Source organism: Streptomyces sp. R21, from assembly GCF_041051975.1.
Classification (GTDB): Bacteria; Actinomycetota; Actinomycetes; order Streptomycetales; family Streptomycetaceae; genus Streptomyces.
The window spans coordinates 8,527,317-8,552,492 of the sequence record NZ_CP163435.1 but is presented as its reverse complement, the minus strand read 5'-3'; the positions used below and the strand labels follow the sequence as shown (position 1 = coordinate 8,552,492).

Annotated in this window: 29 protein-coding genes; 10 read left to right on the top strand and 19 right to left on the bottom strand. The window is 71.6% G+C overall.

Annotation, left to right across the window (positions count from 1 at the left end):
- Nucleotides 1-68: 68 nt before the first annotated feature.
- From AB5J56_RS38140 to AB5J56_RS38130, 3 genes are read right to left on the bottom strand one after another with little or no spacing between them, the layout of a single operon-like run.
- Complete coding sequence (locus tag AB5J56_RS38140; RefSeq protein WP_369239861.1) at nt 69-845, bottom strand: ANTAR domain-containing protein; 777 nt, start codon at nt 843-845, stop codon at nt 69-71.
- Nucleotides 842-1,507, bottom strand: a complete 666-nt coding sequence (locus tag AB5J56_RS38135; protein ID WP_369239859.1) for a hypothetical protein — start codon at nt 1,505-1,507, stop codon at nt 842-844. The genes AB5J56_RS38140 and AB5J56_RS38135 overlap by 4 nt, the downstream gene beginning before the upstream one ends.
- The gene (locus tag AB5J56_RS38130; RefSeq protein WP_369239857.1) at nt 1,504-1,929 is read right to left on the bottom strand and encodes an STAS domain-containing protein; all 426 of its coding nucleotides are present in this window, start codon (nt 1,927-1,929) and stop codon (nt 1,504-1,506) included. The genes AB5J56_RS38135 and AB5J56_RS38130 overlap by 4 nt, the downstream gene beginning before the upstream one ends.
- 444 nt (nt 1,930-2,373) lie before the next feature.
- Between AB5J56_RS38130 and AB5J56_RS38125 the strand changes: the two genes are divergently transcribed.
- Together AB5J56_RS38125 and AB5J56_RS38120 are read left to right on the top strand one after the other, a co-directional pair.
- Complete coding sequence (locus AB5J56_RS38125) at nt 2,374-2,868, top strand: Asp23/Gls24 family envelope stress response protein (protein ID WP_369237097.1); 495 nt, start codon at nt 2,374-2,376, stop codon at nt 2,866-2,868.
- 413 nt (nt 2,869-3,281) lie between these two features.
- Nucleotides 3,282-3,602, top strand: a complete 321-nt coding sequence (locus tag AB5J56_RS38120; protein WP_369239855.1) for a three-helix bundle dimerization domain-containing protein — start codon at nt 3,282-3,284, stop codon at nt 3,600-3,602.
- 147 nt (nt 3,603-3,749) lie between these two features.
- On the opposite strand, the gene AB5J56_RS38115 is transcribed toward AB5J56_RS38120, so the two are convergent.
- From AB5J56_RS38115 to AB5J56_RS38105, 3 genes are all read right to left on the bottom strand, one after another.
- Nucleotides 3,750-4,763 carry an NAD(P)/FAD-dependent oxidoreductase gene (locus AB5J56_RS38115; RefSeq protein ID WP_369239853.1) on the bottom strand — a complete coding sequence of 338 codons (1,014 nt, stop codon included), beginning with the start codon at nt 4,761-4,763 and terminating at the stop codon, nt 3,750-3,752.
- Nucleotides 4,760-5,299: an isoprenylcysteine carboxyl methyltransferase family protein gene (locus AB5J56_RS38110; protein WP_369239851.1), complete on the bottom strand. Its 540-nt coding sequence runs from the start codon at nt 5,297-5,299 to the stop codon at nt 4,760-4,762. The genes AB5J56_RS38115 and AB5J56_RS38110 overlap by 4 nt, the downstream gene beginning before the upstream one ends.
- Nucleotides 5,300-5,363: 64 nt before the next feature.
- Nucleotides 5,364-6,431 (bottom strand): type III polyketide synthase, encoded by a 1,068-nt coding sequence (locus AB5J56_RS38105; protein WP_369239849.1) that lies wholly within the window; start codon nt 6,429-6,431, stop codon nt 5,364-5,366.
- Between the two features lie 149 nt (nt 6,432-6,580).
- On the opposite strand from AB5J56_RS38105, the gene AB5J56_RS38100 reads away from it, so the two are divergent.
- The gene (locus AB5J56_RS38100) at nt 6,581-7,450 is read left to right on the top strand and encodes a UbiA family prenyltransferase (RefSeq protein ID WP_369239847.1); all 870 of its coding nucleotides are present in this window, start codon (nt 6,581-6,583) and stop codon (nt 7,448-7,450) included.
- Nucleotides 7,451-7,579: 129 nt separating this feature from the next.
- Here AB5J56_RS38100 and AB5J56_RS38095 read toward each other — a convergent pair whose 3' ends face one another.
- The 5 genes from AB5J56_RS38095 to AB5J56_RS38075 form a co-directional block, all read right to left on the bottom strand.
- Complete coding sequence (locus AB5J56_RS38095) at nt 7,580-8,206, bottom strand: YigZ family protein (protein ID WP_369239845.1); 627 nt, start codon at nt 8,204-8,206, stop codon at nt 7,580-7,582.
- A gap of 109 nt (nt 8,207-8,315) precedes the next feature.
- Nucleotides 8,316-8,861, bottom strand: a complete 546-nt coding sequence (locus AB5J56_RS38090) for a histidine phosphatase family protein (protein ID WP_369239843.1) — start codon at nt 8,859-8,861, stop codon at nt 8,316-8,318.
- Complete coding sequence (locus AB5J56_RS38085; RefSeq protein WP_369239841.1) at nt 8,858-9,538, bottom strand: hypothetical protein; 681 nt, start codon at nt 9,536-9,538, stop codon at nt 8,858-8,860. Before AB5J56_RS38085 ends, AB5J56_RS38090 begins: the two co-directional genes overlap by 4 nt.
- A 93-nt stretch (nt 9,539-9,631) precedes the next feature.
- A complete protein-coding gene (locus AB5J56_RS38080; RefSeq protein ID WP_369239839.1) occupies nt 9,632-9,952 on the bottom strand; it encodes a DUF190 domain-containing protein in 321 nt (106 codons plus the stop codon).
- A 79-nt stretch (nt 9,953-10,031) separates the two neighbouring features.
- Nucleotides 10,032-11,048: a phosphotransferase family protein gene (locus AB5J56_RS38075; protein WP_369239837.1), complete on the bottom strand. Its 1,017-nt coding sequence runs from the start codon at nt 11,046-11,048 to the stop codon at nt 10,032-10,034.
- Between the two features lie 210 nt (nt 11,049-11,258).
- Here AB5J56_RS38075 and AB5J56_RS38070 point away from each other — a divergent pair, with 210 nt between their 5' ends.
- Nucleotides 11,259-11,669 carry a CoA-binding protein gene (locus AB5J56_RS38070; RefSeq protein ID WP_369239835.1) on the top strand — a complete coding sequence of 137 codons (411 nt, stop codon included), beginning with the start codon at nt 11,259-11,261 and terminating at the stop codon, nt 11,667-11,669.
- Between the two features lie 76 nt (nt 11,670-11,745).
- Entirely contained in the window at nt 11,746-12,186 is a 441-nt protein-coding gene (locus tag AB5J56_RS38065) for a GNAT family N-acetyltransferase (protein WP_369239833.1), read from the top strand.
- 29 nt (nt 12,187-12,215) lie between these two features.
- Here the strand turns inward: AB5J56_RS38065 and AB5J56_RS38060 are convergent, their stop codons facing one another.
- Both AB5J56_RS38060 and AB5J56_RS38055 read right to left on the bottom strand, forming a co-directional pair.
- Complete coding sequence (locus AB5J56_RS38060; protein ID WP_369239831.1) at nt 12,216-13,076, bottom strand: alpha/beta fold hydrolase; 861 nt, start codon at nt 13,074-13,076, stop codon at nt 12,216-12,218.
- An 89-nt stretch (nt 13,077-13,165) separates the two neighbouring features.
- Nucleotides 13,166-13,525, bottom strand: a complete 360-nt coding sequence (locus AB5J56_RS38055; RefSeq protein ID WP_369239829.1) for an ArsR/SmtB family transcription factor — start codon at nt 13,523-13,525, stop codon at nt 13,166-13,168.
- Nucleotides 13,526-13,587: 62 nt separating this feature from the next.
- On the opposite strand from AB5J56_RS38055, the gene AB5J56_RS38050 reads away from it, so the two are divergent.
- A complete protein-coding gene (locus tag AB5J56_RS38050) occupies nt 13,588-14,703 on the top strand; it encodes a cation diffusion facilitator family transporter (protein WP_369239827.1) in 1,116 nt (371 codons plus the stop codon).
- A gap of 30 nt (nt 14,704-14,733) precedes the next feature.
- Here AB5J56_RS38050 and AB5J56_RS38045 read toward each other — a convergent pair whose 3' ends face one another.
- Together AB5J56_RS38045 and AB5J56_RS38040 are read right to left on the bottom strand one after the other, a co-directional pair.
- Nucleotides 14,734-15,288 carry a YbaK/EbsC family protein gene (locus tag AB5J56_RS38045; protein ID WP_369239825.1) on the bottom strand — a complete coding sequence of 185 codons (555 nt, stop codon included), beginning with the start codon at nt 15,286-15,288 and terminating at the stop codon, nt 14,734-14,736.
- Nucleotides 15,289-15,331: 43 nt separating this feature from the next.
- On the bottom strand, nt 15,332-15,904 hold the full coding sequence (locus AB5J56_RS38040) for a helix-turn-helix domain-containing protein (RefSeq protein WP_369239823.1): 573 nt from the start codon (nt 15,902-15,904) through the stop codon (nt 15,332-15,334).
- Between the two features lie 93 nt (nt 15,905-15,997).
- On the opposite strand from AB5J56_RS38040, the gene AB5J56_RS38035 reads away from it, so the two are divergent.
- Complete coding sequence (locus tag AB5J56_RS38035; RefSeq protein WP_369239821.1) at nt 15,998-16,855, top strand: EamA family transporter; 858 nt, start codon at nt 15,998-16,000, stop codon at nt 16,853-16,855.
- Between the two features lie 49 nt (nt 16,856-16,904).
- Here AB5J56_RS38035 and AB5J56_RS38030 read toward each other — a convergent pair whose 3' ends face one another.
- Entirely contained in the window at nt 16,905-17,702 is a 798-nt protein-coding gene (locus AB5J56_RS38030; RefSeq protein WP_369239819.1) for an acyltransferase, read from the bottom strand.
- 118 nt (nt 17,703-17,820) lie between these two features.
- On the opposite strand from AB5J56_RS38030, the gene AB5J56_RS38025 reads away from it, so the two are divergent.
- From AB5J56_RS38025 to AB5J56_RS38015, 3 genes are all read left to right on the top strand, one after another.
- Nucleotides 17,821-18,354 carry a gamma carbonic anhydrase family protein gene (locus tag AB5J56_RS38025; protein ID WP_369239817.1) on the top strand — a complete coding sequence of 178 codons (534 nt, stop codon included), beginning with the start codon at nt 17,821-17,823 and terminating at the stop codon, nt 18,352-18,354.
- 2 nt (nt 18,355-18,356) lie between these two features.
- Nucleotides 18,357-19,220 carry a class I SAM-dependent methyltransferase gene (locus tag AB5J56_RS38020; protein WP_369239815.1) on the top strand — a complete coding sequence of 288 codons (864 nt, stop codon included), beginning with the start codon at nt 18,357-18,359 and terminating at the stop codon, nt 19,218-19,220.
- A 76-nt stretch (nt 19,221-19,296) separates the two neighbouring features.
- Nucleotides 19,297-19,767, top strand: coding sequence for a DIP1984 family protein (locus AB5J56_RS38015; protein WP_369239813.1), 471 nt, complete (start codon nt 19,297-19,299; stop codon nt 19,765-19,767).
- Nucleotides 19,768-20,072: 305 nt separating this feature from the next.
- Here AB5J56_RS38015 and AB5J56_RS38010 read toward each other — a convergent pair whose 3' ends face one another.
- From AB5J56_RS38010 to AB5J56_RS38000, 3 genes are all read right to left on the bottom strand, one after another.
- The gene (locus tag AB5J56_RS38010) at nt 20,073-20,729 is read right to left on the bottom strand and encodes a DedA family protein (protein ID WP_369239811.1); all 657 of its coding nucleotides are present in this window, start codon (nt 20,727-20,729) and stop codon (nt 20,073-20,075) included.
- Nucleotides 20,730-20,856: 127 nt separating this feature from the next.
- Nucleotides 20,857-22,434, bottom strand: coding sequence for a carboxylesterase/lipase family protein (locus tag AB5J56_RS38005; protein ID WP_369239809.1), 1,578 nt, complete (start codon nt 22,432-22,434; stop codon nt 20,857-20,859).
- Nucleotides 22,431-24,908 carry a beta-glucosidase gene (locus tag AB5J56_RS38000; protein WP_369239807.1) on the bottom strand — a complete coding sequence of 826 codons (2,478 nt, stop codon included), beginning with the start codon at nt 24,906-24,908 and terminating at the stop codon, nt 22,431-22,433. The genes AB5J56_RS38005 and AB5J56_RS38000 overlap by 4 nt, the downstream gene beginning before the upstream one ends.
- Between the last annotated feature and the right edge of the window lie 268 nt (nt 24,909-25,176).

The following is a 25,176-nucleotide window of genomic DNA, read 5'->3' as shown; positions in this document are numbered from 1 at the left end:
TCGATTGAGACTAGTCCCGCCGGGAGGGGGCGGGAAGCGCAGCACATCCATCGGACGGCACCAGTGCGTCAGGATTCCTCGTCGGTCCGTCTGGGTTCCGTGTCCGGGGAGAAGCGGAGCCGGTGGGCCACCACGTCGGCGGCCACGTCGGCGAGCCGGTGGCCCTGCGTATAGGCGTGGGCGCGGAGCCGGACGAAGGCTTCGTCGATGCCGATGCCGAGCTGGACGGTGAGGATGCCGGTCGCCTGGTCGATCTCCGCCCGGTATCCGCCCAGATCCTCGAAGCCTCGATCTGCCGGTGCTCCACCGGCCAGTGCTCCACCGGCCGGTGCGCCCGTCTCGTCGATCCGCGCATCGAGGAGGAGCAGCGTGGCGAGATCGGCGAAGGCCAGCGCGTCGGCCAACTGCTCCGCGTCCAGCACCGTTGGCACGTCGGCGTACAGGTCCAGGACTCCCGGGCTGATCGCCCCCATCTGCAGGGGGAGCGCGAACACCGCGCGTGCCCCGGCCTCCAGGGCCGCGTCGGCGAACACGGTCCACCGGTCCTGCAGCGCGCCGGTCCGCAGATCGGGCGTCAGGACGGCCGAGCCGTGCGTGAAGGCGTCCACGCAGGGTCCCTCACCCAGGGTGAGCTGCAGCTCCTCCAGCTGTTCGCTGATGGTGTCGGTGCTGCACAGCGGATGGCTCGCCGTCGTCTTGGACATCGCTGACACCCCGGCGCCGCCGACGGGCAGCGCGGCCACGGCCGCGGTGCACACGTCCACCACGCCGACCCGACCACCCCGCAGGGCGGCCTGCTCGGCGACCAGTACCTGGATGCGGGCCGACCGGCTGTCGGACCTCATCCGGGCCACCGGGTCCAGGCCTCTCGGGCGAGTCCCGTCAACCTCGCCGCGGTTCGTTCCCCGAGGGGGAATACCAGCGCGCGGAACATGGTCGGGCCCGCCGGCCGCCACACTTCTCCGACGTCCAGCCATCCCCAGGAGCGGAGCGCGGCGAGGGTCGGGTGATCGGCGCGGTCCACCAGGGTGGCGCCGAGTGACGCCTGGTGGTCGCTGAGCAGCCGCTCCTGTAAACGGCGGGCCACGTCCTGGTCCTGCGCGTGTGGCTGGACCAGGATGCTGGTGATCGCGAAGACGCCGCCGGACGCGGTGAGTTGCTCGATGCTCTGCGGCAGTGCTCCGTCGAACCCGAGCCACCAGAAGCCGTCGTTGCGCACCGGGAATCCGAAGGCGCACCCCACCAGGTCGTCCGTCTCCGCGATCACCATGGCGAACCCCGGCCTGCGGATGGCACCGGTGAGACGGTTCAGGAAGTCCAGGCGACTGCGGCTGCGGTACGCCTCAGCGGCGGACGCCTCGCGGCAGTCGATGTACAGATCCGTCAGTTTCCCGCTCAGGCCCTGCGCCTGCCAGCGGTTCACCCGACGTAACCGCACGGCATCCATGGTGGACGCCTCGCCGCCACGGGGCTTGTGCGGCTGCCGCTGCTCTGGCTGGGCCGTCATCGCACATCACCCGAGAGGACCGCCACCAGCGGAACAGTCCGGTGCGGCGGGGCTGGAACGGCCGGCGCGGGGGCGTCCTCGAGGGACGGTGGCAGATGTCCGAGCGGAGGGCCGAGGAGCAGGAACCCGCAGTCGGTGAGGTCGAGTATCAGGCCCATTGTCGGTGGCGGGTGGTGCAGTCGTAGGACTCCGCCGGCCTCGGCGGTCTGCTGCGCGGCGTAGAGGAAGGTGTTGAGGCCGCTGCAGTCGCAGAAGGTCACGGGGGTGAGGTCGACATCGACGGTGCGGATACCGTCGCTCAGGCACCGCGCCAGTGCCGCGCGCACCAGCGGCGCCGATTCCAGGTCGATCTCACCGGCCAGGGTGATCAGTGCCCGGTTGTGTCGGTCGCGGCGGTAGACGGTGAGTTGCGGGAGGGGCATGACGCCTCGGTTCAGAAGACCATCCGGCGGGGCGCGCGGTGATGCCGGGATACCCGGCCCCTTGGCGCGCTCCTGGCAGGGGCGTACGTTCGACGGAGGCGGAGCAGGGGCCGGACCGGCAGCCTGTGCGACAGGACAGCGGATCCACCCAGTTCCCTCCAGGGATGCGCCGGGTGACGGACGAAAGAGCCCGCTCCCTGCAGCCATCTGTATCGAGCAACGACAAGCCGCCGGGGTCTGGGACGTCCGTACAGCAGCATAGTCCTCAACCCGGTGCGGCGGACGGCCCCACGTCGCCCAGTCCCAGGATGTGGGCGGTGGCGAAGGCCAGGCACGCGCGCATATCCGGTGCGCTGCACGGTAGGTGGGAGAGCGGCACCAAGACGGCGGCGGACAGCCGCTCAGGTATGGCAGTTGGTCGACTGCCCGAGGAGGTGGCTTCGCATGACGGAGCCGAACGGTTCAACCCTGCAGAATCCCGATCCCGATGAGCCGGGCATCGGCGTGGGCACGATGCTTCAGACCGCACGCCCCGGACCTCAGGAACCGCCGGAGACCCGCGGCCGGACGACCATCGCGGACGGGGTGGTGGAGAAGATCTCCGGGATCGCCGCACGGGAAGTCCCCGGAATCCACGCACTCGGCGGCGGATTCACCCGCACCATGGGCGCCGTGCGCGAACGGGTCCCCGGCGGGCACGCGAACGCGGGCCGCGGTGTCAAGGCCGAGGTCGGTGAGAAGCAGACCGCCATCGACCTCCAGGTCGTCGTCGCATACGGGGTCAGCATCCGGGAGGTCGCCGCAGAGGTCCGCGAGAACGTGATCGCGGCGGTGCAACGGATGACGGGCCTGGAAGTCGTCGAGGTGAACATCGCCGTCAACGACGTACACCTGCCGGACGAGGACACACCGCAGACCAGCGAGGACCGCGTGCTCTAATCGCAAGGCGGGCAGCGGCAAGAACTCCGCCCATCGCTCCTCCGCGGCACAGGCGCCGACGGCAAGCCATGATCGCCCGATCCGGACGCAACTCGGCCCCGCTGATGGGCAATCCGCCACGGCCCCGCGTTCGGATCCGCGTGTCGCGTAGATCCCGCACCGGAGTCGGCAACGTCCCCCTCGCCAGACCTCCTGATGCTGTGAACGAGGCAACCGGGACTGCTGATACCGCGGGCCCTCGGCCGCCCGGCCCGCAGGCCGACCGATCCGAGATGGCGAGTTGATGAACACATCCGGTGGGCCGTTCCCCGGACACGATCCGTGCAAGTGTGGGAAGCGGACAGGCCGACACCGAGCACCCGGACACTGATCGGATGCCGCGGTCGGCCGTCTGCGACAGTGAGGAGCGCCCCATGGGCGCGAACACGGCCGAAACCGCGGTGCCCGACACCATTCAGGAGCTGACGGACCGGCTGACGGCCTCCTACGCCGACCTGCTGACGGCTGCAACCGTGCGGGACGTGGTGCAGGACTGCTACCAGCCGCTCAGCAAAGCCCGTATCCCCAACTACGTGCCGATCCTCGTCGAGCACAACAGCCGCACCAGGCTACGACAACTCACCCGACGCTCCGATCCCACGGCTCTCCTTCGCGAGCACTCGGACGGGGCACGAGGCAACTCCATCACGAGGGCCTATCGAAGGGCTCAAGTCGCCCTGACCCGCTCGCCATAGGCACGGCGCCCGTAGAAGGACACTTGGCAGAGGAAACGGCCCTGAGGAGCAACTCGATCGTCTGGCGCGGTGACCCACCTCTGCTGACGCGGACAGCGCGCACACCGTTGGTTCTATGCGCTTTCGGCATGAAACGGGGCCTGGCCACTATTGCAGTGCGCGGACCGCGGCTGAGAACAGCGGGGGTACGCGGGAGGCTGCGGGGACGATGAGGCGGGCGGTGCCGGGGCGGCGGCTCGCAGTCAGCAGGGCTCCGGTCAGCAGTCGGTGGCGTCGGGTCAGCCGGGTCCAGGCGCGCTCGTACTCGTCGGGGCGGTCCGCGGTCAGGCAGCCGATGGCGGCCCCGGCCGTTGCCAGTGCGAGGGCGATGCCCTCGCCGGTGAGAGCGTCCAGGTAGCCCGCGGCGTCGCCGACGAGCAGGACACGGCCGGCGGTCCTGCGCCGCACCCGCTGCCGCAGTGGTCCGGCGCCACGAACCTGCGTCGCGGCCGGGCCGCGCAGCGACGCGGTGAGGGTCGGGAAGTCGGCGAGATGTTCGTCGTATCCTCGACGGCTGCGGCTGAGTACCGCGACGCCCACCAGGTCGTCGTCGACCGGTGTCACGTAGGCCTCGCCGTGCCGGGACCAGTGGACCTCCACGAAGTCCGTCCATGGCTCGATGCGGTAGTGGCGGCGCAGTCCGTAGCGGCCGTGGGGGTGACCCGGCCGGTCCAGGCCCAGGCTGCGGCGCACCGGGGAGTGCAGGCCGTCGGCGGCGATCAGCCAACGGGCCGTGGTTCCGGCGGCGGTGACCGTGTCCGCGCTCTGGTGCACCTCGCCGACCTTGCCCGGCAGCATGCGCACGCCGAGGTCGAGAGCGCGCCGGTGCAGTGCGGAGTGCAGCGTCGTACGGCGGATTCCCAGCCCGTTGCCGCCGCGGAAGGACGCTTCGGCGCGCGTGGTGCCCTCCACGTAGCGGATGCCGCGCAGTTCGCGGCCGGTGACCTCGACTCCCAGTGCTCGCAGCGCGGCAACACCACTGGGCATGACGCCTTCCCCGCAGGCCTTGTCCACGGGCCCGGTCCGGGGTTCGACGACGACGGCCTCCAAGCCGGCGAGCGCGGCGTGGATGGCGGCGGCCAGACCGGCCGGTCCGCCGCCGGCCACCAGGACGTCGATCACGCCGGAGCGGGCGTCGTCGGCGTGGTCGCGGCGGTCAGCGCCCGGTTCTCGCAGCGGATGCGCACGGTGAGCAGGGCGGCGTTGAGTGCCGTGAACACGGCCGCGGTGACCCAGGCGGTGTGCACCAGCGGCAGGGCTACGCCCTCGGCGACGACGGCCACATAGTTCGGATGCCGCAGCCATCGCCACCGGTAGGGGCCGCCCGTCACCAGCGGCAGGCCGGGTACGACGATCACCCGGGTGTTCCAACGGGGTCCCAGGGTGTGGATGCACCACCACCGCAGCGCCTGGGCTCCCACCAGCACGGCCAGCATCGGCCAGGCCAGGGCGGGTACGAAGGGCCGGTCGGCCAGCCACACTTCGGCCGGGCAGGCGGCCAGCAGGCCGGTGTGGAGGGCGACCATCGCCGGGTAGTGGCCCTGTCCGGTCTCGGTCGCGCCGCGGGCGGTGCTCCACCGTTCGTTACGGCGGGCGACGACGAGTTCGGCGACGCGCTCGACGACGACGGCGGCCACCAGCAGTCCGTACCAGATCATGTGTCCTTAAGTCCTTCGTGTCCTTCGTGTCCTTCGTGTCCTTCGTGTCCTTCGAGGGTCTGAACTACCAGCGCAGCAGGACGAGTTCGCAGGCGAATCCGGGTCCCATGGCCAGCAGTACGCCCGGGGTGCCCGGTGGCGGGCGGCGTTGGGTCAGGGTGTCGCGCAGTACGTGGAGCACCGATGACGAGGACAGGTTGCCGACGTCGGCCAGGTGACGCCAGGTCACATCGAGTGCGTCGTCGGGCAGGTCGAGGGCTTCGGTGACGGCCTCGAGGACCTTGGGGCCACCGGGATGGCACACCCAGGCGGTCACGTCCTTCGTCTTGATCCCGTGGTCGCCGAGGAACCCCTCGACGTCATCGGCGAGGTAACGGCGTACGACATCGGGGACCTGCGGGTCGAGGACGATCTCGAATCCGGTGTCCTTGATGTCCCAGCCCATGACGCGTTCGGTGTCCGGATAGAGGTGGCTGCGGGTGTCCACGATCGTCGGGCCGGCGATCTCGTCCGGGCGGCCCGGACGGTCCGCACCGCGGGCAACGACCGCGGCGGCGCCGTCGCCGAACAGTCCGGTGGCGACCAGGTTGGCCATGGAGGCGTCGTTGCGCTGGAAGGTGAGCGAGCACAGTTCGACCGACAGCAGCACCGCCACGTGGTCGGGCCGACCCAGCAGGTAGTCGTGCATACGGGCCAGGCCGGCGGCACCGCCGGCACAGCCCAGGCCGAACAGGGGCAGCCGTTTGACGTCCGGCCGCAGCCCGAGGCGGCCGACCAGGCGTGCGTCGATGGAGGGGATGGCGATACCGGTGACGGAGGTGAAGATCAGCAGGTCCACGTCGGCCGCGGACAGACCGGCCATGCGCAGCACGCCTCGAACGGCCTTGGCGCCCAGGTCGGTGGCGGCGGCGACGAAGACGTCGTTGGCGGCGCCGAATCCGTCCAGTTCCCCGTACTGTTCGAGCGGCAGCGTCATATGGCGCGAGTGGACCTTCGCGCTGCGGTGCAGCCGGTCCAGGACCCCGCGGTCGCCGCCCTCCGGCAGGCAGGTGCGGGCCACCATGTCGGTGATCTCGGACTGGGTGCGATGGTGCGGTGCGAGGACACCGTGAACGGCGGCGATCCGCGTCATGTGGTTCCCGTCCGGTTGCCGACTGGGGCGAGTTGCTTCCCACGTGTTCCCCGGACCGGGACTTCGACACCATGGATCGCCCGTCCGGCCGTTCGCCCCCGGAGCGCGTTCTCGAGCCGGATGGGGCCTGGGCGCCTACGATCGGCCGGGTGGGCACTCCCGAGCAGTCGACGGCCGGCGGCCCGGCCGCGAGTTGGGCCGGGCGGGTGGGTGGCCTGGCCGGATCGTGCCATCCCGGGCCTGTCGTGGCGGTCACCGCCTTGATGGCCGCTCTGGCCGTCACCGCCGGCCAGGGCGCCGCGCGTGGTGTCCTGACCGCTGCCGCCGTGCTGACCGGGCAGTTGTCCGTCGGCTGGTGCAACGACGCGTTCGATGCGCGCCGGGACATCGCCGCCGGCCGCCACGGCAAACCCGTCGTCGACGGCACGGTCGGTGTGACGGAGGTATGGGTGGCCGCGTACGCCGCGCTGGCCCTGTGCGTACCGCTGTCGTTCGCCTGTGGCATGTGGGCGGGCGCCGTTCACCTGACCGGGGTGGCGGCCGCATGGGCGTACGACCTGCGGCTCAAGGCGACAGCGTGGTCCTGGGCGCCGTACGCGGTGGGTTTCGCCGCGCTCCCGGCGTTCGTGGCACTGGGGCTGCCGGGGCAGCCGTGGCCGGCCTGGTGGGTCGTCACCGCCGGGGCGTTGCTGGGGGTCGGCGCCCATCTGGGCGATGTGCTGCCGGACATCCGCGGGGATCTGGCCACGGGCGTGCGGGGATGGCCGCACCGGCTGGGCCCGCACCGCGCGCGGCTGCTGCTGCCGGTGCCGCTGGTGGCCGCGTCCGCGGTGCTGGCGCTGGGGCCCGCCGGACCACCCGGCAGATGGGGAATTGCGGCACTCGCGGTGGCCGGCCTGGTCGCGGTGGCGGGGACGGTGCTGGGACGCCGCTGGGAGCGGGCGGCGTTCGCGGCGGCAGTCGCCGTGGCGGTGGTGGACGTGGCGTTGCTGCTGCTGCGCGGCACCGGGATCGCCTGACAGTTCGGCCTCGCACCGTACGAAACCCGCTGGCGGAAGGGGGCGTTCCCGATCCCAGCCGCGGTTGCCGTCAGTTCGCGAGTGCTGTCCTCAGTCGTGACCACGGCACGGGTGTCAAAGCCGCCACCGTCAAGCGTCTCCGTACGCCTCTCCGCCCAGTTCGAACCCGGCCGTCCCGGCTGTCGCGTCGGCCAGCCACGCGCGGAACGACTCCACGTCGGCGTCCGGCAGCCCGATCTCGATCGTGACCGCCTCCCCGTACCGGACGTCCCGCACCTCGCGGCCGGTGGACCGCAGATCGTTCTGCACCTTGCCCGCGCGCTGGTGGTCGACCGTCACCGTGGCCAGCCGGAAGCGCCGGCGTGTGATCGTGCCGAGCGTGTCCAGCGCCTCGCCGACCGAGCCGCCGTACGCCCTGATCAGTCCGCCCGCGCCCAGCTTGACTCCGCCGTAGTAGCGGGTGACGACGGCGACGACGTACCGCATGTCGCGGCGCAGCAGCATCTGGAGCATCGGGACTCCGGCGGTACCGCCGGGTTCGCCGTCGTCGCTCGCCTTCTGGACGGCGGCGCCTGCGCCGATGACGTACGCGAAGCAGTTGTGGGTGGCGTCGGCGTGCTCCTTGCGGATGCCTGCGATGAACTCCTGGGCCTCCTGTTCGGTGGCCGCCGGGGCGAGGGCGCACAGGAAGCGGGAGCGGTTGACCTCGGTCTCGTGCACGCCCGCGTGGGCCACTGTGCGGTACTCGTCCTGCATCACGCCAGCGTATGCGCTCCACGCGCGCGCGCCGCACGCCGGTCTGCCGGCCCGCACCGTCGCGGCCGCGCATCCACGTCCGACGAGCCCGCGCCGCCACCCGTGGGCCTCAGGCGTGCTTCTTCCCCCTCGGCACGATCATGCCGGTCAGCAGCGCCGTGCCGGGGGCGAGCAGGTCCCAAGCGCTTCCGCGCCAGGCCAGGATCGCGATGGCGGAGGTCGGGAACTTGGTGCGGACGTCGTCCAGGGCGTCGTCGAGGCTGTCCCCGGCCAGTTCGAGGACGAGTTCCTCCAGCCCCGGGTTGTGCCCGATCAGCAGCAACGTCCCGACCTGGTCCGGCACTTCGTGGACGGCCTCCAGCAGCTCCGCTGCGTCGGCCCCGTACAGCCGCGGATCGAGGCGTACGGGCGGCGGGGTGCCCCACTGCGCCGCGGCCAGCTCCCAGGTCTGCCGGGTGCGTACGGCGGTGGAGCACAGCGCGAGGTCCGGCAGGCAGTCGGCTTCGGCGAGGGCGCGCCCGGCGGCGGGCGCGTCGCGGATGCCGCGCGGCGCGAGCGGGCGTTCGTGGTCGGCCACGCCCGCGGGCCAGGCGGACTTGGCGTGGCGCAGCACGACGAGTCTGCGCAGCGGACCGGCTCCGGTGCGGGCGGTCACAGCACCGTGCCGATCTCACGGGTGAGTTCGAGGCCGAGGAGGCGATCCGCGTAGGCGTACGTCTCGAAGCGGGCGCCGTCCGGCATGTCGTCGGCCAGCTCCACGCGCCGCAGCACCTCCAGTACGGCGGGCACGTCGAGGTCGTCCTCCCACGCGGCCCGCAGTTCCTGCCGTACCTCCTCGGGGACCGGCTTGGACGGCTGGGTGGCCCAGGTGGCGACAGCCCGCCGCCAGCGCCCGAGCGTGTCGCGGGCCTCGTCCAGGCAGCCGCTGTCGAGGTCGAGGGGCTCCCGGCGCGGGCGGGCGAGCAGTGCCATGCGCAGCAGGGAGGTGTCGCCCGTACCGGTCACCGGGGCGGCCTCCACGCGGATGCCGTCCGGCGCGGGCTCTCCGGGCGCGAGCACGTGCAGCACCGGGCCTGGGCCGGGGGTGCCCCCTTCGGCCCGGCGGATGCCGAGTTCGTCGGCGCGCTCGCGCAGCTCGGGGGGTGGTTCGGCCACGGTGACGACGGGGGTGCCGCCGAGTTCCAGGGCCCGGGCGAGCAGGTCCGCGACGAGGAGCACGCGCAGGGCGGACGTGTCGCCCCGCGAGACGTGCGCCATGACACGGGTCAGGCTCCGTCGGGCGGGTACAGCGTCGGTGGGCTCGCCCGTTCGGGCGTCGGTGATACGTAGCACGGGGTGAGCGTAGGCGGGCGGACGCCCGGGCGCAGGGAGGTGGAGGTCATTCCGGACAGCATTCCGGAGCTCGTGAGCCCGCATGCTGCGACTTCACGGTCGATGGATCCGCACCCGGTCCAGGACGGCGACCGCGTATGTCTCCCCCAGGATGTCCGCCACGCAGGGCAGAAAGGACCTCAGCCGCTCCTCGTCGTCGACGATCACGACCGCGCAGGGGCCCTTGGCGGCGAGGTGCGACGGATTCGGGTGTCCGGCGCCGAAGCCGGTGAGGCCGTGGAAGACGCTCGCGCCCGAGAGGCCTTCGTGCCGGGCCCGGTGGACGAGTTCGGCGTAGGCGGGCCGGTGGTGCCAGAGCGCGGCGGCGTCGAGGTGGACGGTCAGACGTGCGGCGGCGGTGTCGGAGCCGGTCATTCGCTCACCCCCCGGGCGTCGCGCGGACGCCCTGGACCGACGGTACTGCGCGGGCGTTCGCTCGGGAGGGGGCAGGGCGTCAGCCGGTCTTCGCCGCGGACAGCTGGTCCAGATCGGCGACCAGGAGCCGGCTCACGTGCCGTGCCCGCTGCTGGTCGTCCGGCCCGGTGAATCCTCTGGGTGCCGCCTCGGCCAGCATGATCAGGTACAGGTAGCAGCGGTAGAGGGCGAGCCGCAGTCGGGTGGCGGAGTCGAAGTCGACGCTGCCGCCGGCCGCGCGGTAGCCGTCGAGGAACGGCCGGTCCTGTTCGATGTCCCGGAACAGCGCCAGCGACACCAGCTCCGCCAACGGGTCGCCCCAGAAGGCGCGTTCGCCGTCGACGAGGCCGCTGATCCGGGTCCTGCCGTCGGGAGTGCGGTCGACCAGGATGTTGCCGTCCCACAGGTCGAAGTGGACCAGGACCGGGACCGCCACCGCATCGAGCAGGTCCGCCCGGGATCCGATCGTCCGCCTGATCCGCTCGATGGATTGCGGCAGCTCGGTCGCGAAGGTGTCCGCGTCGGCGAGCACCGCGTCCACCATGGACAGGAAGGCGGTTCGCCAGTCTGGGATCAAGTCGCTCTGGGGGTAGCCGAATCCAGGGCCGGTGACCTGATGCAGTGCGGCGACCATGCCACCGAGCTCGGTGCGCATCCGGGTCCTGTCGGCGTCGTCGATCCGCTCGCGCTCGGCGTACCAACTGCTGCCCGGCAGTTCGGACATGAGCAGGAAGTCGCTGCCGATCACCTCACGGGCGTAGTCCGCGTGCACCACCTCGGGCACGGGCGCTTTCCCGGCCACGGCGCGGTAGAACATCTCCTCGGTCCGCATGATGTCGCGCTCGTAGATCAGTGTCGGCGCGTCCGGCTGCGGTGCGACCTTGAGCACCAGGCCGGAGTGGGCGGCGGTGTCGGCCAGTTGGAGGCGATAGGCGGTGTTGAAGGTCGCGTCCGCGAGTTCCGTGCAGCCGCTCAGCAGGGCGGGGTCGATCCCGGACGCGGCGAGCACCCGACCGAGTTCCTCCGAGCCGAGTTGCCGCCGGTGGCGATTGAGCACCGTGTCACCTTCCCGTGTGCCAGGGCCTTCACCTGAGGCAAGCTATCCGGGAGCGCTCCCACGCTCAACCGCTTTCCCTCACCCGAGCGCGACCGGCCCCGGAAAGCCATCACGGGGATGTCGGGAATCTCCCGACACCCTGGGCTGTTGCCGCCCACAGAGCCCCCTGCCCCGGGGGCTCCACAGACGCAGAGACAGAGGAGACACGCCATGCACGGCGACCAGGACACGGTCCGCAAGATCCTCACGGAACTCGGCGACACCTGGGCCGTCGTGGGCCTCTCGAACAACCGGAGCCGCGCCGCGTACGGCGTCGCCGACGTCCTGCGTCATCACGGCAAGCGCGTCGTCCCGGTCCACCCGAAGGCCGAGACGGTCCAGGGCGAGCAGGGTTACGCCTCCCTCGCGGACATACCCTTCGAGATCGACGTCGTCGACGTCTTCGTCAACAGCGACCTCGCGGGCGCCGTGGCCGACGAAGCCGTGAGCGTCGGCGCGAAGGCCGTCTGGTACCAGCTTGGGGTCATCGACGAGGAGGCGTACGACCGGACGCGCGCCGCGGGCCTGGACATGGTCATGGACCGCTGCCCGGCGATCGAGTACGGCCGCAACGACTACTGAGCCGGTCCGCAATGGCTACCGTGCCGGTACGGCAATCGAGTTGACGTCCCTGGCCACGCACCGGTTTTCTGCTCGGATGCCCACGCTTCGCATCGAGCAGCCCACGGACGAGGCCGGTCTCAAGGACTGGCGCCACGTTCACAACACGATCATCCCGACGCATGTCCTGTCCCTCGACGACGTACGTGAACGGGCCGGCCGCAACCGCATGGAGGTCGCCTACCTCGGTGACGTCCTGGTCGGCTGCACGACCGTACGTCCGCCCGACGACGAGACGCCCGCGGCCACGGTGATCGCCCGCGTGCTCGCGCCGCACCGCCGGCAGGGCTTCGGCGCGGAACTGTACGCACGCGGGCTGGAGCAGGCGCGCACGCTGGGCACCGACGCGATCGAGACGGTGGTCCTGGCGTCCAACGAGGACGGACTGCGCTTCGCGCTGCGCAACGGATTCGTCGAGGTCGAGCGGTACTTGCTGCCGGGAGACACCATCGAGTGGATCACCCTGCGGCTCGCATAGACGTCGGGCCCGCCCCCCCGCCTCCAGGGTCAGGCGGCCCGGCCCTCCCCCTCGGCGAGGAACGCCGCGACCGTCTCGACGAAGAAGCCCGGGTCGTCGAGCCACGGGAAGTGACCGGCGCCCGGCTGCACGGTCACCCGCGCGTCGGGGAAGAGCCCCGCGATGTCGGTGGCGACGCGCGGCAGCGGCCCGCTGTCCACCTCGCCCGCGAGCAGCAGCGCCCGTCCCTCCCAGCCGGCGAGGGCAGCGCGTGCCTCGTCCGGCGCGAAGGCATCGGAGGGCGCGTACAGGTCCGCGGCCTCATCGTTGGTCTGCTCCGCATCGGCCGCGGCATGGGCCTGCGCGGCCGCGTCCCACCGCCCGTAGAAGAAGGGCGCGGCTGCGTCGTAGTCGGCGTCGGACGCGATGCCGGACCAGACCCTCTCGTAGGCCCCGACGGCCTCCCCGAACCATGGTTCGGCCTTGCGCAGTGCGGCCGCTTCGAGGCGGTGCTCCATGGTGAAGTCGACACCGAGTGCACGGGCACGGGCGGTGATCAGGGCGAGGTTCCGCACGCGCCGCGGGTGCCGGGCTGCGTAGAGCAGCGCGAGGTCGCCGGCCGCCGAGTGCGCCAGCAGATCGATGCGCTCCAGCCCGAGGTGTACGCGCAGGGCCTCCACGTCGGCGACTTGACGGTCGCAGCGGTACGTCGCCGGGTCGTCGGGCACGCCGGAGTCGCCGGTGCCCCGCAGGTCGAGCAGGACCAGTCGGCGGTGCCCGGCGAGCCCTCCGAGGTCTCCCAGGTAGGCGGAGGCGCGCATCGGCCCGCCGGGGAGGCAGATCAGCAGCTCGCCCTCACCCACGAGGTGGTAGGCGAGTTCGGTCCCGTCGGAGGCGGTGAAGCTAGGCATTCCGCCATCCTCAGGGCCGTCGGACGATCACGGCAAGCGATTTGCCCGTCCCGTGCGGTGTTGAGCGGAGCATCGGCTGCGGGGCACCGTCAGTCGTGTGCCGGCCGGTCGCTCAGCCGATGGTCGGCCAGGCTCAGCGCCTCGTCGACCACACGGCGCAGATGGCCGTCGCGGAGGGAGTAGATCACCCGGCGGCCCTCCTTCCGGGTGTTCACCAGACCGGCGAGGCGCAGTCGCGCCAGGTGCTGGCTCACGGCCGGACGGGCGGCACCGCAGCGCTCGGTGAGGGTCGTGACATCGGCCTCGCCGCCGGTCAGCGCATGCAGCAGCGCCAGGCGGGTGCGGTCGCCGAGCAGGGCGAGGAGTTCCGCGGCGAGGGCGAACTGTTCCTCGCCGGGGGTACGCGGGTGCGCATCATGCGCAGATGACAGGTGCATGCGTGCGCTCATACGCACATAATGGCGCTGTGGGCACCGACACGTCCACTCCCGCGCACCGGAAGGGGTACCTCGTGAGCGACCGGCACCACCACGGACACCACCACCCGCACCACGAACACGCCCACCCGCACCCGCACCCGCACCCGCACCCGCACCCGCACGACGATCATGAGCGCGGCCACGAGCACCCTCACGCCTCCTCCGGGCCGCTGTCCCGCCTCCGCCACCTCCTCACCCCCCACTCCCATGAGACCGCCGACAAGCTGGACTCGGCGCTGGAGTCCTCGGCGCGAGGCATGCGGGCGCTCTGGGTGTCACTGATCGTCCTCGGCGCAACGGCCTTGGTCCAGGCGGCCGTTGTCATGGTGTCCGGGTCGGTCGCGCTGCTCGGCGACACCGTGCACAATGCGGCGGACGCGCTCACGGCCGTGCCGCTCGGTATCGCCTTCGTACTGGGCCGTCGCGCGGCGACGCGACGCTTCACCTACGGCTATGGCCGGGCGGAGGACCTCGCGGGTCTCGCGATCGTGCTGACGATCGCCGCGTCCGGGGCCTTCGCGGCATGGACGGCGGTCGCCCGGCTGCTCGACCCGCGCCCCATGGAGCACATCCCGGTGGTGGCCGCGGCCGCGGTCGTCGGCTTCCTCGGCAACGAGGGCGTGGCCCGCTACCGCATCCGCGTCGGCCGCGAGATCGGCTCCGCCGCGCTCGTCGCCGACGGACTCCACGCCCGTACGGACGGATTCACCTCACTCGCCGTCCTGGTCGGCGCGGCGGGCGCGGCCCTCGGATGGCAACTCGCCGACCCGCTGGTGGGTCTGGCGATCACGGCCGCGATCCTGCTGGTGCTGCGCGACGCCGCCCGCGAGGTCTTCCGGCGCGTCATGGACGCCGTCGACCCGGCCCTGGTCGACCGGGCCGAACAGGCGGTGCGCGAAGTGCCCGGCGTGCGCGAGGTGGGCGAACTGCGGCTGCGCTGGATCGGCCACCGGCTGCGCGCCGAGGTGGCGGTCGTCGTCGACGGCGAGGTGAGCGTACGCGAGGCGCACCACATCGCCGTCGAGGCCGAACACGCCCTGCTGCACGCCGTTCCACGGCTCACTGCGGCGTTGGTGCACGCGGACCCCGCCGCCGTACCGGGCGAGACGGATCCCCACCTGGCGCTGGCGCACCACGCAACGGCGTGACGACCGGCAGTTCTTGATACCTGTTACCCGTCAGACGCCGAGTCCCTCAAGGACCACGGCATTCGGCAGCTCGGCGAACGCCTTGCCCGGCACCAGCAGCTTGCCCCTGCGCCGCCCGCTGCCGACCAGGACGTACGGCAGATCGACGACCGCGGAGTCCACCAACACCGGCCAGTCGCCCGGCAGTCCGATCGGCGTGATGCCCCCGTACTCCATCCCGGTCTCCCCCGTCGCCGTGTCCATCGGCGCGAACGAGGCTTTGCGGGCGCCGAGTTGGCGGCGCACCGCACCGTTGACGTCGACACGGGTGCCGGACAGGACCACGCACGCGGCCAGGGTCGCCTCGCCCCCGCGCTTGCCGGCGACCACCACGCAGTTGGCGGACTGCTCCAGCAGTTCCTGCCCGTAGTGCTCCAGGAAGACGGACGTGTCGGCCCACTCGGGCCGCGTGTCCACGTACACGATCTGTTCGGCGGGGACGGCGCCCTGCCAGTGGCGTACGGCGTCGGCGACCGGGCCGGTCAGCTGGTCCAGGCATTCGGGGGCGGGCGTGGCGTGGTCGAAGTCTCCGATGGGTGCGCGCATGACGGCACGCTAACAGCCGCGCACGCGTCTGCTGGAGGCCGTCTCAGCGGACGAACGGCACCGACACCGTCATGATCATCTCGACCGGCTCGTCGCCCGAATTACCGTACGTGTGAGGGGTGTCGGCCTCGAACGAGGCGCTCGCGCCGGTCGGCACGAGGTGCTCCACGCCGTCGACAGTGAGGGTCAGTTCGCCCGTGGTGACATGGACGAGTTCCACCGTGCCTCCCGGGTGCGGATCGGAAGGACTGCGGTCGCCGGGCATCAGCCGCCAGTCCCACATCTCCAGCGGGCCGGGGGCCTCCGTCCCGGCGAGGAGGCGGTTGTAGCTGCCCGCGTCGGTGTGCCACAGCCGTACGGCCTGGTCGGCGGGGACGATGCGGACCTTGGGGCCCTGCTCGTAGTCGAGGAGGGTGGTGATGCTGATGCCGAGCGCGTCGCCGATCTTGACGACGGTGCCGATGCTGGGGTTGGTCCTGGCCTGCTCGATCTGGATGAGCATGCCGCGGCTGACTCCGGCGCGGGCGGCGAGCGCTTCCAGCGTGAAGCCCCGCTCGGTGCGCCAGTGCTTGACGTTGCGCGCCAGGGACTGAGTCAGCAGGTCGAGATCCGACACATTCCGTCCAATATTCTGGATGACAGAGTTCAATTCAGTGAACTATGGTGTGGTGCACCTGATTGTTCACTGAACTGTACTGCGAGGCACCCCATGACAGCACTCTTCGCCCTGGCCACCAGCCTCCTGTGGGGCCTGGCCGACTTCGGCGGAGGACTGCTGACCCGACGTACGCCGGCACTCACGGTGGTCGTCGTCTCGCAGACCATCGCGGCCGCCGTCCTCGGCGTGATCGTGGTCGCCACCGGCGGCTGGAGCGAGGCCGGTCCGCAGCTGTGGTTCGCGGTGGCCGCCGGCCTGGTCGGCCCCGTCGCGATGCTCGCCTTCTACAAGGCGCTCGCCCTCGGCCCGATGGGCGTCGTCTCCCCGCTCGGCTCCCTCGGCGTCGCCGTCCCGGTCGGCGTGGGCCTGGTCCTCGGCGAACGCCCGGGGCTGATGCAGTTCGCGGGCATCGCGGTCGCCGTCGCGGGCGTCGTCCTGGCGGGCGGACCTCAGCTGAAGGGCGCCCCGGTGCAGCGGCAGGCGGTGCTGCTCACCCTGCTCGCGGCGTTCGGCTTCGGCGCGGTCATGTCGCTGATCGCGGAGGCCTCGACGACCGTCACCGGCCTGTTCCTCGCCCTCTTCGTGCAGCGCGTGACCAATGCGGCGGTGGGCGGCGGCGCGCTCCTCGTCTCCGTGCGGCGCGGCAGCCCGGCCCTCCCCGAAGGGGGCTTCCCCTGGGCTTCCGTCCCGGCGCTCGCCTTCGTCGGCCTTGCCGATGTCGCGGCGAACGGCACCTACTCCATGGCCGCGCAGCACGGCCCGGTCACGGTCGCCGCCGTACTCGCCTCGCTCTACCCGGTGGTCACGGCACTGGCCGCGCGCGGCTTCCTCAGCGAACGGCTGCGCGGCGTACAGGCGGCGGGCGCGGGCCTCGCGCTGCTCGGGACGGTGCTGCTCGCGACCGGCTGAGTCAGCGACCGCCCAGGACAGCCACCGGTCAGGTCAGCCACCGGTCAGGTCAGGACTCGGCGTCCAGCTCGGCGAGCCGGGCGGCGGCTTCCTCGTCCAGCTCCGCGAGCCGGGCGGCGGTCTCCTCGTCCAGCTCCGACAGCGCCAGCAACTGCTCCGGCGTGACCCCGTCCGGGATCGGCACCGGTGCCGGTGTCCGCAGCGGCGGCTGCCAGCCGGTCGTCGCGTCCCAGTGCCGGACGACCCGGGCGGGCGCACCGGCGACGACCGAGTGGTCGGGAACGACGCCTCGGACCACCGCCCCGGCGGCCACCACCACGTTCCGGCCGATCCGCGCCCCCGGCAGGATCACCGCCCCGGTCCCGATCCAGCAGCCGGGGCCGATCTCCACCGGCTCCATCCGCGGCCACTGCTTCCCGATGGGCACGTGCGGATCGTCGTACGAGTGGTTCGTGGACGTCACGTAGACGTACGGGCCGAAGTAGCAGTCGCTGCCGATGGTGACCGAGGTGTCGGCGATGACATGGCTGCCGCGGCCGAGCACGACGCCGTCGCCGATGCGCAGGATCGGCTCGGGGCCGAGATCGAGGTCGGGCATCAGCCCGGCCGTCAGGGTGACCTGTTCGGCGACGATGCAGTGGGCGCCGAGGTGGATCCACGGTTCCCCGAAGACGGTGCCCAGCGGGAACGCGAGCCGGGTGCCTGTTCCCATCGCGCCGAAGCGCAGGCGCCCCGGATGCTCGGCCGTGACCGCACCCGTGCGCTGCACCCAGGCCCAGCCCGCGTGGACGGCGCGCTGCGTGAGACGCCGCCGCCATGATGAGAACGTGTTCCTGCTCTTGGGCACCCGCTCACGGTACTCAGCGTGACGTGCGCCGATGAGAGCGGGCCCCTGTGATCTTCGCCCCACCACGGCCGGGGCCCATGCAATACCGTGCCGTTGAACCCACGACGAGGAGACGGCAATGACGCACAAGGCGCTGATCACGGGCATCGGCGGCAAGGATCCGAAGGTGGATCAGGAGGCGTTCGCCGCCCCGACGTCCGTGGTGATCGGCGAGGTGACGCTGCACGCGGGCGCGAGCGTCTGGTACGGCGCGGTGCTGCGCGCCGACTGCGGTCCGATCGTCGTCGGCGCCGACAGCAACATCCAGGACAACTGCACGCTGCACGTCGACCCGGGCTTCCCCATCTCGATCGGCGAGCGCGTCTCCGTCGGGCACAACGCCGTGGTGCACGGCGCCACCGTCGAGGACGACTGCCTGATCGGCATGGGCGCTACGGTGCTCAACGGCGCGGTGATCGGCGCCGGTTCCCTGGTGGCCGCGCAGGCGCTGGTGCCGCAGGGCATGCAGGTGCCGCCGGGCTCGCTCGTCGCGGGCGTACCCGCCAAGGTGAAGCGGCAGCTGACGGACGAGGAGCGCGAGGGAATCTCGCTGAACGGCACGATGTACGCCGAGCTGGCGAAGGCTCACCGCGCGGCGCACGCGGAGCAGTAGCGGTGGCGGCGGACGGGACGGACACGGCTGCCGGCTGGGAGTGGGACGAGACGTTGTTCTCGGGCACGGCGGCCTACTACGAGCGCGGGAGGCTGCCTTACGCGCCCGGGCTCGCGGACGTGCTCGCCGAGGTTCTGAACCTCGACGGGCGAGCACGCCTCATTGATGTCGGTTGCGGGCCGGGCACCGTTGCCCTGAGCCTGGCGCACCTCTTCGGCGAGATCGTCGGCGTGGATCCGGACAGCGGGATGATCGCCGAAGCCGCTCGCGCGGCCGCCGAGCGCGGAGTGGCCGGGAAGACGCGGTGGGTGCGGGCCCGGGCCGAGGATCTGCCCGCGGGTCTCGGGACGTTCACCGTCGCGACCTTCGCCCAGTCCTTCCACTGGATGGATCGCGATCTGGTGGCGACGACCGTCAGGGGCATGCTCCGGCCCGGCGGGGCTCTCGTGCACATCTCCGACCTGAAGACGGAGACCCTGACCGTCGACGGGCTTCCGCATCCGGCGGTGCCCTATGCGGCCGTGGAGGCGCTGGTCGGGCAGTATCTGGGACCGGTCCGCCGAGCCGGTCAGGGGGTGCTGCCGCAGGGCACACCGGGCGGTGAGGCGGAGGTGTTCGCCCGGGCGGGCTTCGCCGGCCCCGAGCGCCATGTCGTTCCCGCCGGGCAGGCGCTGGAACGCACGGACGACGACGTCGTCGCGGGGGTGTTCTCGATGTCGTTCTCGGCTCCGCATCTGTTCGGCGCGCGCCGCGACGACTTCGAGGCGGATCTGCGTCGGCTGCTGCGGGAGGTCTCCCCCTCGGACAAGTTCTCCGAACGCCCGCCGAGCACCGAGGTCTTCGTCTGGCGCAACGCCTCCGGCTGATCGAAATCCAGGTGCGGATGATCCGGTTTGCGCTCCTATACTCGTGCGAGCTCAAGAGCGACGGGAGGTGGAGGCAGTGAAGCTTGCCGAGGCACTGGCGGAACGTGCGGAGGCCACACGGCGTGTGGAGCAGCTGCGGGCGCGCGTCGTCGGCAACGCGCGACACCAGGAGGGAGAGACACCCTCGGAGGACGCGGCGCAGTTGTTGGCCGAGGCCGGTGAGGTGCTGGACGCCCTCGAAACGCTGATCCGGCGGATCAACCGGACCAACGCCACGGTGGAGATGGGCCCGGACGGCACGCTCACCGACGCGCTGGCGCGCCGGGACGTCCTGAGGTTGCGTCACTCGGTGGTCACCGCGGCGGCGGACGCGGCAGCGGGCACCGGCGATCGTGGATACGGCCGCCAGCTCCGCTCCGAGCTGGTGGTGCTCTCCGCGCTTCCCGTCGCGGAACTGCGCGCCCAGGCCGATGTGCTCGCCAGGGAGATCCGTGAGGTCGACGTGCGGATCCAGCGGACGAACTGGGAGGTCGACCTGCTGGACTGACCGGTCCGGCGGACCAGGACGATGTGGAGCAGGTAGCTGCTTCGGAGGCGTGCACACACCGAGGGACGGCGGTTATCCGGCCCACTCCTGGCGCGTGGAGAGCAACGCTGGGGTTCGACTCCCCATCAACAGTGCAGCTCAGCACGGTGTACAGGTAAAGGTGCACATCGCACAGCACATCACCACGTGCAGATCCGAAGCGGTGAGGGCGGGTTCGGGGTCTTCCACATCACAGACCGTGGAGAGCGGACCATCGAGAGCGGGACGTTCCGGCAGGCCGGAGGCTGCGGGTACGGCCCGTCGGCTCAGTCGCCCGCGGGCGCGGCGACGGGCTGCGGCTCCGCCGTTTCGGGCTCGGCCGTCACCTGCTTGGCCTTGCGCTTCACGATCAGCATCGAGGCGAGCCCGATGAGCAGCGCCACGACCAGGCCCAGCCACGAGAAGCGCTTCAGCCAGGACTCGGCGACCACGCCGACGTAGTAGATGACCGCGGTGGTGCCGCCCGCCCAGATGATCCCGCCGAGGACGTTGGCGATCAGGAACTTCCAGTACGGCATCCGCAGCACACCGGCGAGCGGGCCCGCGAAGATCCGCAGCAGCGCGATGAAGCGGCCGAAGAAGACGGCCCACATGCCCCACTTCTGGAAGGAGCGCTCGGCGGTCGCGATGTGCCCCGCACTGAAGTGCTTGGGGAATTTGCCGCCGAGCCAGGCCAGCAGCGGCCGTCCGCCCTTGCGGCCGATGGCGTATCCGATCGAGTCGCCGACGATGGCGCCGAGGCTGGCGCACGCGCCGAGGATCACCGGGTTGATGCCGGAGTGCTGCGAGGAGAGCAGCGCCGCCGAGACCAGGACGATCTCCCCGGGCAACGGGATGCCCAGGCTTTCCAGGCCGATGACCAGGGCCACCAGCGCGTAGATGCTGACCGCCGGCACCGTCTCGAGCCATTCCTGGACGTGCAAGGCCGCTTCCTCCCGTTGAGCTGTGCATGATCCGGGCGCGGTCCGTGCACGCGCTGTGCGCCGACACGCGGAACATGATCGCCCGGCGTGCGCTCCCCCCTGAGCGCACGCCGGGCAGCCTACCTGCTCAGCCCCGCGGGGCGGAGTCCCAGAGGTCGCACTGGTGCGCACGGTGGACAGAGGTGCTGACGGTGTTCCCACCGGCGGACGCGGTCTTCAGGGAGAGGACCTGGCCGGGCCGGTCCGGCATCGCGGGCTGGCCGTCGGCGCGCGGGGCGCCGCCACGGATGAAGCTGCCCCAGTACTGCACCATCTGCCGCGACAGCGCCTTCTGCTCCGCGTTCAGCGGGGTGACGAGCCCGAAGTGCTTGAAGAGGTACTGCACCTCGTCGACATGGGTCGCACCGAAGTCGAAGTCGGTGTGCAGATTGCGCAGCGAGGCGAAGGGCGGCGAGGTGCGGTCGGCGAACTCGTACGAGTAGACCGGGCCGCGGTCGGCGAGCACGTCGTCGAGCCGCAGTGCCGTGCACGCCATCAGGTAGTCGCCGAAAGCCGTGCCGTACGCGATGGTCGGTGAGGGGTGGTCCGACAGCGGGTAGCGGCGCAGCACCTGCTCGCCGAGGTCCGCGCCGAAGACGGCCTTGACGACCGACGGGTACCGGTCGGCCGGGAGCGGTGTGCCCCCCGCGTCGAACGTGCCGAACGCGAACAGCCGCCCCTCGTCCTCGTTCGCTCCGTTCAGTACAGGGACGTGGGCTGCGGCCCCTGCGGCGTACGCCTCGGACGGTTGCCGGGGCAGGAAGGCGCCGCCGACGACGGGCCCCCAGTCGAAGTCGGACTGGGCCGCGAGGATCTCCGCGGACGACTTGCCGCGCAGACAGGCCAGGGCGGTCTTCGGGTCCGGGCAGCCCGCCTTCTGCGCGAAGGTCGCACCGGCGGCGACCGCCTGCGTGTGCTCGCGTGCGGCACAGTCGCCGTACGCGCCGCTCTCGATGATTCCCGCGCGGTACAGGCCCTTCGAGGTCGGCGAGGCCATCTGGGTGCAGACAGAGCGGCCGCCCGCGGACTCGCCCGCGATGGTGACGCGGCCCGGATCGCCGCCGAAACGGCCGATGTTGGCGCGCACCCAGCGCAGCGCGGTCTGCTGGTCGAGCATGCCGAAGTTGCCGGAGACGCCGTCGCGGGCCTCGCCGTCGAGTCCGCCGGTGGCGAGGAAACCCATCGCTCCGAGGCGGTAGTTGACGGTCACGACAACCGTTCCGGTCTGCCGGGCGAAGGTGTCGGGCACGACGTCCTCGCCCGCGCCCGCGACGAGCCCGCCGCCGTGCAGCCAGACCATGACCGGCCGGTGCGCGGAGCCTTCGGGGACGTACACGTTGAGGTCGAGGCAGTCCTCGGTGTGGCTGGGCTGCTCGTAGCCGGGGTCCCAACTCGACGTCTGTACGCAGCGGTTGCCGAAGTCCTGTGCGGTGCGCACTCCCTGCCACGGTTCGACGGGACGGGGGTTCTTCCAGCGCAGGTTCCCGACGGGCGGCTGCGCGTACGGGATGCCGAGGAACTGGCGCCCCTCGGTGGTGGTTTCGCCGCGCACCAGCCCCGCGCCGGTGCGCACGACGGGGTCGGAGTGGCGCCCGGCCTGGGCGGGGACGGGGGCGGCGAGGACGGTGGCAAGGGCGGTGAGCCCGATGGCGAGTCGGCGTATCACGCGAACACCTCCGTGTTCGTCCGCAGTCGCAGATCGCGCGACGAGGCGCCGACCCACACGGTGCGCCGCCCGGTGCCGAGCACCCAGCCGTGCCGCTTGACGTCCCAGGACGAGAGGGTGCTGTTCTCGACGCGCACGGTGATCCGGCGCCGCTCCCCCGCTCGGAGGAAGAGTCTCCGGTAGCCGCCCAACACCCGTACCGCCTGGTCGAGTCGGAGGTCCGGCGACGGGCCGACGTAGACCTGGGCCACGTCGATGCCGTCGCGCCGCCCGGTGTTGCGGACGGTGAAGGACACGTCGAGACCGTGCTTGTGGCGATGCACGCGCAGATCGTCGTAGGCGAAGGAGGTGTACGAGAGTCCGTGCCCGAAGGGGAACAGCGGGCGCACACCTTCGGCGTCGTACCAGCGGTATCCGGCGTGGATGCCCTCCGAGTACTCCTCGGTGCCGTCGACGCCGGGGTAGCGGCGGGGATCGCCCGCGACCTGGTGGTGATCGTCGTCGGCCGCGAAGGACTGGGTGAGGCGTCCGCCGGGGTCGCAGTCGCCGAACAGCACGGCGGCGGTGGCGGCCGCGCCCTCCTGGCCCGGGTAGTACATCTGGAGCACGGCGGCGGTGCGCTTCAGCCAGGGCATGGAGGTCGAGGACGAGGTGTTGAGGACGACGGTCGTACGGGGGTTCGCGGCCGTCACCGCCTCGATGAGCCGCGTCTGGTGGCCCGGGAGAGCGATCGTGGTGCGGTCGAGGCCCTCGGTCGCGTCCTCGTAGGCGAACAGGACGACGCTGTGTGCGGCGCGCGCCGCCTGCACCGCCTCGGCGACGTCCTGCGCGCGGGTCGCGCCGGTGATGCGACGCAGCCGGAAGAGCTGTCCGCCGTCGCCGCCCTTGGCGGTGATCTGCAGCTTGTGCGCGCCCTTGGCGAGGTCGAGCGCCTTGCGGCGCACTGCCAGACCGTCGGGTGCGGCGGAGACGAGTCCGCCCGAGAAGTACTCGCCGTATCCGGGCAGCACGGGGAAGAGGTCCTCGCCGTCCAGGAGCACCTTGGGGCGCTCGCCCGAGTAGTGGATGACGAAGGTCCACTCGTCGGCGTCCTCGGCCGTGAGCGTGCCGTCGTACGTCCAGGTCTTTCCGGCGCCGACGCCCTGGCCCTCGGTGGTGAAGGCGGGGCTCAGCGCGCCTGCGGGGATGGCCTTGCCGAAGAGGTCCTCGCCGAGGGCGTACGACACATGCGCGCCTTGCCCCGCACGGGACTTGATGGCGTCGAGGGGGCTGCCGGCGTGGTCCGGCACGACGTGGGCGCTGCCGCCGCCGCTGACGAACGGGAGCGAGCCGGTCGGGCCGACGACGGCGATGCTGCGGGCCCCGGCTCCGGTCAGGGGCAGCGCGTGGTGTTCGTTGCGCAGCAGGGTGGCGCCCGCCTTGGCGATCTCCAGGGCGACGGCGGCGCCCGCCTTCGGGTCGCGCCCCGGGCGGGGCGGGACCTTGCCGTCGAGGAGTCCGAAGCGGTGCATCACGGCGAGGATGCGGCGGACGGCGCGGTCGACGTACTTCTCGGGAACGCTGCCGTCCTGGACGGCCTTCTTCAGTGCGGCGTCGAAGTAGGTGCCGCCCGGCATCTCCATGTCGAGTCCGGCGGTGATCGCGGCGACGGTGCTGTGGGCGGCGAACCAGTCGGTCATCACCCAGCCCTCGAAGCCCCACTGCGCACGGAGGATGTCGCTGAGCAGCGTCTTGTTCTCGCAGGCGAAGGTGCCGTTGACCTTGTTGTACGCGCCCATGACCGCGCCGGTGCGGGCGGCGACGGCCGCGGCGAAACCGCGCAGCTCGACCTCGTGCATCGTGCGCTCGTCGACCCGCACGTCGATGGACATGCGGTCCTTCTCCTGGTTGTTCATGGCGAAGTGCTTGACGGTGGCGATCAGGCCCTCGCCCTGGATGCCCTTGATCTCGGCGGCGACCAGGTCGGAGGCGAGCAGCGGGTCCTCGCTGAACGTCTCGAAGTTGCGGCCGCCGTAGGGGGTGCGGATGAGGTTGACCATCGGGGAGAGGAGGACGTCCTGCCCCAGGGCACGCCCCTCGCGGCCGATGACCTGGCCGTAGCGCCGGGCGAGGCCCGGGTCGAAGGCGGAGGCGAGCAGGACGGGGGCGGGCAGGGCGGTGGCGTGCCGGGTGACCCGGACGCCGGCGGGTCCGTCGGCGAGGCGGAGCGGGGGGATGCCGAGGCGGGGCACGCCGGGCACGTATCCGGCCTGACCGAGCGAGTCGGGGTCGGTGGCGCCGTGCAGAAGGGAGATCTTCTCGTCGAGGGTGAGTTTGCCTGCCAAACCCTCTACGAGCGGACCCGCCGAGGGGTCCTGTCTGTCGAGGGCTGCCGCGTGCGCGGGCAGTGTGAGGCCGGAGGTGGCCGCCGTGGCGACCGCGATCGCGCCGCCCAGCAGACGCAGGGCCGATCGCCGGGACACAGTGTCGGACATGAGCCGTCACTCCTTCGGTGCGCGGGCACATCGTTGTGGGACCGCATGTACACGTGCCAACGGCAGCCGCGTTCGGCCCTTGAACGCACTATGCGACAGAGCCGACTTGACAGCCCGTCAGGCACCACGGGTACGGCGCGAAAACTATGACCGCTGGTGACTCGTGTCAATGAAGTGAACAGAAAACGGTGAAGGGACGACAAGACCCGAAGGCGCGGAGTGAACGGCGGGACGGCGAAGGCGGCGGTCCTCAGCCGTGGACGCGCAG

What these genes read in the sequence shown, in the direction of transcription:
- AB5J56_RS38140 (WP_369239861.1), bottom strand. Translation starts at nt 845, where the DNA reads ATGAGGTCCGACAGCCGGTCGGCCCGCATCCAGGTACTGGTCGCCGAG.
- AB5J56_RS38135 (WP_369239859.1), bottom strand. Translation starts at nt 1,507, where the DNA reads ATGACGGCCCAGCCAGAGCAGCGGCAGCCGCACAAGCCCCGTGGCGGC.
- AB5J56_RS38130 (WP_369239857.1), bottom strand. Translation starts at nt 1,929, where the DNA reads ATGCCCCTCCCGCAACTCACCGTCTACCGCCGCGACCGACACAACCGG.
- AB5J56_RS38125 (WP_369237097.1), top strand. Translation starts at nt 2,374, where the DNA reads ATGACGGAGCCGAACGGTTCAACCCTGCAGAATCCCGATCCCGATGAG.
- AB5J56_RS38120 (WP_369239855.1), top strand. Translation starts at nt 3,282, where the DNA reads ATGGGCGCGAACACGGCCGAAACCGCGGTGCCCGACACCATTCAGGAG.
- AB5J56_RS38110 (WP_369239851.1), bottom strand. Translation starts at nt 5,299, where the DNA reads ATGATCTGGTACGGACTGCTGGTGGCCGCCGTCGTCGTCGAGCGCGTC.
- AB5J56_RS38105 (WP_369239849.1), bottom strand. Translation starts at nt 6,431, where the DNA reads ATGACGCGGATCGCCGCCGTTCACGGTGTCCTCGCACCGCACCATCGC.
- AB5J56_RS38095 (WP_369239845.1), bottom strand. Translation starts at nt 8,206, where the DNA reads ATGCAGGACGAGTACCGCACAGTGGCCCACGCGGGCGTGCACGAGACC.
- AB5J56_RS38080 (WP_369239839.1), bottom strand. Translation starts at nt 9,952, where the DNA reads ATGACCGGCTCCGACACCGCCGCCGCACGTCTGACCGTCCACCTCGAC.
- AB5J56_RS38070 (WP_369239835.1), top strand. Translation starts at nt 11,259, where the DNA reads ATGCACGGCGACCAGGACACGGTCCGCAAGATCCTCACGGAACTCGGC.
- AB5J56_RS38065 (WP_369239833.1), top strand. Translation starts at nt 11,746, where the DNA reads ATGCCCACGCTTCGCATCGAGCAGCCCACGGACGAGGCCGGTCTCAAG.
- AB5J56_RS38060 (WP_369239831.1), bottom strand. Translation starts at nt 13,076, where the DNA reads ATGCCTAGCTTCACCGCCTCCGACGGGACCGAACTCGCCTACCACCTC.
- AB5J56_RS38055 (WP_369239829.1), bottom strand. Translation starts at nt 13,525, where the DNA reads ATGAGCGCACGCATGCACCTGTCATCTGCGCATGATGCGCACCCGCGT.
- AB5J56_RS38045 (WP_369239825.1), bottom strand. Translation starts at nt 15,288, where the DNA reads ATGCGCGCACCCATCGGAGACTTCGACCACGCCACGCCCGCCCCCGAA.
- AB5J56_RS38035 (WP_369239821.1), top strand. Translation starts at nt 15,998, where the DNA reads ATGACAGCACTCTTCGCCCTGGCCACCAGCCTCCTGTGGGGCCTGGCC.
- AB5J56_RS38025 (WP_369239817.1), top strand. Translation starts at nt 17,821, where the DNA reads ATGACGCACAAGGCGCTGATCACGGGCATCGGCGGCAAGGATCCGAAG.
- AB5J56_RS38000 (WP_369239807.1), bottom strand. Translation starts at nt 24,908, where the DNA reads ATGTCCGACACTGTGTCCCGGCGATCGGCCCTGCGTCTGCTGGGCGGC.